Source organism: Streptomyces sp. GC420 (assembly GCF_009916105.1).
Taxonomy (GTDB): domain Bacteria; phylum Actinomycetota; class Actinomycetes; order Streptomycetales; family Streptomycetaceae; genus Streptomyces.
This window is the reverse complement of the sequence record NZ_JAAAXQ010000436.1, coordinates 1-5815: the sequence shown is the minus strand read 5'-3', so window position 1 is coordinate 5815 and position 5815 is coordinate 1. Positions and strand designations below refer to the sequence as shown.

Below are 5815 nucleotides of genomic sequence, written 5' to 3'. Positions count from 1 at the left end.
GCCCCGGCCCCCGGACCCGTCAACGGCCCGGCCCGGTTCACACACCCTTCATGCCGGGCTCTTGCCGCCGCCGCGAACCGGCATCCATGATCAGGACATGCCAGCTGTCCGGACGGATCGGAATGCGGCCCCCGGGCTGCCGCGCAGGGTACGCATCGGCTACGGCCTCGGGTCCCTGGCAACCGGCACCTTCGCCACCGTGCCCGGCCTGATCCTGCTCTACTACCTCACCAACGTCCTGGCCGTGCCCGCCGCCGTGGCGGGCGCCGCCGTGTTCCTGCCGAAGGCCTGGGACATCCTGATCAATCCGCTCGTCGGGGCGGTTTCGGACCGCAGCACCCTGCGCGGCGGCCCGCGCCGCCCCTTCCTGCTGCTCGGCGCCTGCACCCTGCCGCCGCTCTTCGCGCTGATCTTCGCCGCGCCGCCGCTGCGGGGCGCCGCGGCGGCCGCCTACGTGGCCGTGCTCTTCCTGCTCGCCGCCACCGCCTACGCGGTCTTCCAGGTCCCGTACGTGACCATGCCCGCCGAGATGACCGAGGATCCCGCCGAGCGCGGACGCGTCCTGGGCTGGCGGGTGACCTTCCTCGGCGTCGCCATCCTGCTGTCCGGCGCCCTCGCCCCCGCGATCGCGCACGCCGACGGCGACAGCCCGGCCGGTTACCGGACCATGGGCATCGCCGTGGCCGTACTGCTGGCGGTCGGCATGTTCGGGGCCTGGCACACCACCCGCTGGGCCCCCGAGGCCGTACGCAGCGAGGCCGAGCCCTCGCTGCGCGCCCAGCTGGCCGCCGCACGCTCCAGCCGGCCGTTCCTCCACCTCGCCGGCATGTGGACCCTCCAGGCCCTGGCCATCGGCGTCATGCTTGCGGGCGTCCAGTACTTCGCCACGTACGGCCTCGGCTCGGCCGACGCGGTCACCCCGCTGTTCGTCTGCATGATCGGCCCGCTGGCGCTCTTCATGCCGCTGTGGAACCGGCTGGCCCGCCGCAAGGGCGTGAAGTACGCGCAGTGGTGCGCCTCCCTGCTCTACCTCTGCGGCGCGGTCGCCCTCGCCTTCACGGACGCGGTCGGGCCGGCGGTGGGGTACGGCGCCGTCGCAGTCGTCGGTGTCGCCTACGCCGGGCTGCAGTTGCTGCCGCTGACGATGCTCGCCGACACCCTGGCCGCGGACGCCCTCCGTACCGGCAAGCGCAGGGCGGCGACCTTCACGGGGCTGTGGACGGCCGCCGAGACCCTCGCCTTCGCGCTGGGCTCCGGGGTGTTCGCCCTGGTCCTGGCCGTGACCGGGTTCCGCTCCTCCGACGCGGACCACCACGTGGACCAGCCGGACTCGGCACTGGCCGGGATCACGGCCGGCATGAGCCTGCTGCCCGCCGCGCTCGCTGCGGCGAGCCTGTGGCTGCTGCACCGCTACGACGAGACGCCGGTGGCCGGGGAACACGGCAGCGACGCAGCCCCCGGCCCCGGGGCCGGGGCCGTGTCCGGTCCCCCTCAGGACCTGCCCCAGCCGTGAGCATTCCCGGCGAACGCCGCACGGGCGGCCCGAACGTGCTGTCACGCCACCGCCCCGGCGCGCCCCGGCCCGGCACTGCCGTGCAACAGCCAGTCGTCCCGGCCCCGCACACGGCCCCGAAGGCACCCACGAGCGCCGACCGGACGACGGCAGAGTCCGCCACGCCACCGCCCCGGCGCGCCCCGGCCCGGCACTGCCGTGCAACAGCCAGTCGTCCCGGCCCCGCACACGGCCCCGAAGGCACCCACGAGCGCCGACCGGACGACGGCGCCGGGCCGGTCCGGGCCGCCCCGGCGCGCCCCGGCCCCGGTGCGCCCGGCGGGCCAGGGGCCGTGCCCGGTCCACCGGCCGGGCGCGCCACCGCCCCGGACCCGCCCGTGCACCCGTGACCGCCCCGCCGCCGCACGGGCGCGGCTCCTCTTCGCCGTTGTCCCCCGTCCATCGCCCCGCACCGCCCACGAGGAAGAGATCATCCGTGCCGACCGAACCCACTCCGGCTTCCGCCACCGCTCCCGCCACCGTCCGGCCCGACGCCCGGCCGCCCGCCGTCGCCGCGCCGGGTCTGCCCGCCGAAGAGGTGCTGGCACGCCTGCGGGCCCTGCGCGAGGGCGACGCGCCCACCCGTGGCGGCCGCACCTTCGCCTATGTGTACGACGCGGGCCTGGACGGTCTCGACGAGCTGGCCGCCGCCGCGTACTCCACGTTCGCCACCGTCAACGGCCTCGACCCGACGGTCTTCCCCAGCGTCGCCCGACTGGAGAACGACCTGGTCGGCGCGGTCGCCGCGCTGCTGGGCGCCCCCGGCGCACAGGGCACCTTCACCAGCGGCGGCACCGAGAGCATCATGCTCGCCGTCAAGACCGCCCGCGACCACGCGAGGGCGGTGCGCGGGGTGCGCGAGCCTCAGCTCGTCCTGCCGTCGACCGCCCACGCCGCCTTCCACAAGGCCGCCGCCTACCTGTGCGTGGAACCGGTCGTGGTCTCCGTGGACCCGCACACCTTCCGCGCCGACGCGTCCGCGACGGCCGCCGCGATCACCGACCGTACGGCTCTCGTGGTCGCCTCCGCTCCCTCGTACGCGCACGGGGTGATCGACCCGGTGCCGGAGATCGCGGCGGCCGCGGCCGAGCGGGGCGTGCTGTGCCATGTGGACGCCTGCATCGGAGGCTGGCTCCTGCCGCACCTGCGGCGCGCGGGCCGCGACGTGCCGCCCTTCGACCTGTCGGTGCCCGGCGTCACCTCGCTCTCCGTCGACCTGCACAAGTACGCGTACGCCGACAAGGGCGCATCCGTGGTGCTCTACCGCGACGCCGGGCTGCGCCGCCACCAGTACTTCGCGCACGCGGGCTGGCCCGGCTACCCGGTCGTCAACCCGACCGTGCAGGGCACCAAGCCGGGCGGCCTGGCGGCCCAGGCGTGGGCGGTGCTCCGGCACATCGGCGAGGACGGGTACACCGCGCTCGCGGGCCGGGTCGCCGAGGCCTCGGACCGGCTGGTCGCCGGCCTGCGCGGGATCCGGGGCGTACGGGTCCTGGGCGAACCCTCCGCCGGGCTCGTCGCCCTCACGGCCCTCTCCTCCGGCGAGGACCACGGCGGTGGCGGGGGCGAACCGGACCTGAGCCTGCTGCTCCACCTCGCCGATGAGATGCGCGAACGCGGCTGGTACCTCCAGCCCCAGCTCTCCTTCGACGGCCTGCCGCCCAACCTCCATCTGACCCTCACCCCCGCCACCGTCGGTCAGGTGGACGCTCTGCTCAGCGATCTCGGCGCGGCGCTGGAGGCTGCCCGCGCCCTGCCCCCGGTGACGGCCGATCCCTCCCTCACCGAACTCGCCGCCGGTCTCGACCCGGACACCCTCGGCCCCGAGGAGGTCGCCGCCGTTCTCGCGTTCGCCGGTCTCGGAGACGGCCCCGGCGGCGGACTGCCGGGGCGGATGGCCCCCGTGCTGGTGCTGCTGGACGCGCTCCCGAGGGCGCTGAAGGAGCGCCTGCTCACCGAGTTCATCGGCTCCGTCTTCCGAATCTGACGTCTTCCGCATCCGACGTCTTCCGCATCCGACGCTCCGTCGGGGCGGGTGTGCCGGCCGGCCGCGGCGGCGCACCCGCCCCGCCAGGAGCGGGCCAATCACCATGGCTCTCCGTCAGCAAGCTTTCGCTAAAGCGCCGTTGGAGCGGCAGGGATAAGCCGGTACAGCATCTACCCGTGAGTAAGTGACCGGGGGTACGGTTCCCGCGCCCCGCCACCCGCGGGGTCCCCCCACCTCGGGTTTCCCGATTCCGGAGAGGCTCCCCATGTCCTCAGCACCCGCCGTGCCGCCAGGATCCGCCCCGCCTCCAGAACGACGCCGCCGCCGTACGAGATACCGCGCGGCCGTCGTCTCCGTGCTCGCGGCCGCCGCACTGCTCACACCACTTGCCGTCGCCGCCCCCGCGCGGGCGGCCGCCGGTGCCGACCCCATGCCGGCCGCCGGAGATCCCTGCCTCGGCCAGTGCCAGGACATCCTGCCGGCCGGCCAGAACGGCCATGCCACGCTGGCCGGCATCCTGCTCCACCGGAGCATCGGCACGCGCCCCAAGCACTCCGCCGACCAGCTCGAGCCCTACGACAACCTGCTGCACTCCTACTCGGGCCTGACCGAGGACCAGCTGGCCTCCTACTTCAACGACGCCTCCTTCGGGGTCGCCCCCGACCAGGTGGAGAGCACCCTCTCCCCGCGCTCCGACGTCACCATCACCCGTGACAAGGCGACCGGAACCCCGCACATCAAGGGCACCACCCGTTCCGGGACCGAGTTCGGCGCCGGGTACGCGGCCGGACAGGACCGGCTGTGGCTGATGGACATCCTGCGGCACGTGGGCCGCGGCGAACTGTCGTCCTTCGCCGGCGGCGCGGAGGGCAACCGCGCCCTCGAACAGAGCCTGTGGGCCGTCGCGCCCTACAGCGAGGAGGACCTGACGGCCCAGCTGGAGCGGGTCAGGAACTCGGGCTCCAGGGGTGCCCAGGCGTACCAGGACGTCAAGGACTACGTCGCGGGCATCAACGCGTTCATCGACGACACCGTCGCGGACGTCACCTGGCCGGGCGAGTACGTGCTGACCGGCCACGGCTCCGACATCAAGGACTTCACCGCCACCGACGTGGTCGCCATCGCCACGGTCGTCGGCGCCGTCTTCGGCAGCGGAGGCGGCGGCGAGGTGGAGAACGCGCTCGCCAAAATGGCGTTCCAGCAGCGGTACGGGACCGCGGCGGGCAACACCGCGTACGCCGCCTGGCGGGCGCAGGCCGACACCGAGGCGGTGACGACCCAGCACAGCGGCAGCTTCCCGTACGCCGGCACACCGGCCTCCCCGGTGGGCGTCGCGGTCCCGGACAGCGGCACCGTGACCGCCTACCGGCACGTCCGGAACGGCACCGGCACCGGGGCGGGCGCGGCCTCCGCGAAGTCCACCGGAACCGGAACCGGAACCGGAACCGGAGACGCAACCGCCGCCGCCGACACGGGCGTTCTGCCCGCCGACCTGATCACCGCCAAGCGCGGCATGTCCAACGCCCTGGTGGTCTCGGGCGAACACACCGCCTCCGGCCACCCGATAGCCGTCTACGGACCCCAGACCGGCTACTACGCACCCCAGTTGCTGATGGTGCAGGAGCTGGACGGCCCCGGACTGCGCTCCCGCGGCGCCTCCTTCCCCGGCCTGAGCTTCTATGTGGAGATCGGCCGCGGGCTCGACTACTCCTGGAGCGCGACCTCCGCCAACCAGGACATCACCGACACCTTCGCCGTCGAACTGTGCGAGCCCTCGGGCGCCACTCCCACCACCGCGTCCGAGCACTACCTGCTGCGCGGCACGTGCACCCCCTTCGAGGAACTGCGCAAGCACAACAGCTGGTCCCCGACGACGGCCGACTCCACCGCCGAAGGCTCCTACGACCTGGTCACCCAGCGCACCGCGTACGGCCTGGTCACGCACACCGGCAAGGTCGCGGGCAAGCCCGTCGCCTTCACCGAGCTGCGCTCCACCTACCACCACGAGGCCGACTCGATCATCGGCTTCCAGCAGTTCAACGACCCCGACGCGATCACCTCCGCGCAGGCGTTCCAGAAGGCCGCCGAGGACATCGACTACACCTTCAACTGGTTCTACGCCGACGCCGACCACACCGCGTACTACAACTCGGGCGCCAACCCCGTCCGGGCCGCGGGCACCGACCCGGACCAGCCGATCCTGGCGAAGACCGCCCACGAGTGGCGCGACGGGGCCGTTCTTCCTCCCCCGGGCGTCCGTTAGCGTAGTGCTTCCG

The 5815-nt window shown here is 74.0% G+C and carries 3 protein-coding genes; all 3 read left to right on the top strand.

What is annotated here, in order from left to right:
* Positions 1-97: 97 nt before the first annotated feature.
* The gene (locus GUY61_RS33380; RefSeq protein WP_166634071.1) at positions 98-1513 is read left to right on the top strand and encodes an MFS transporter; all 1416 of its coding nucleotides are present in this window, start codon (positions 98-100) and stop codon (positions 1511-1513) included.
* 562 nt (positions 1514-2075) lie between these two features.
* The gene (locus GUY61_RS33375; RefSeq protein ID WP_243766936.1) at positions 2076-3539 is read left to right on the top strand and encodes an aminotransferase class V-fold PLP-dependent enzyme; all 1464 of its coding nucleotides are present in this window, start codon (positions 2076-2078) and stop codon (positions 3537-3539) included.
* Positions 3540-3804: 265 nt separating this feature from the next.
* Positions 3805-5802 carry a penicillin acylase family protein gene (locus GUY61_RS33370; protein WP_166634069.1) on the top strand — a complete coding sequence of 666 codons (1998 nt, stop codon included), beginning with the start codon at positions 3805-3807 and terminating at the stop codon, positions 5800-5802.
* Positions 5803-5815 lie beyond the last annotated feature (13 nt).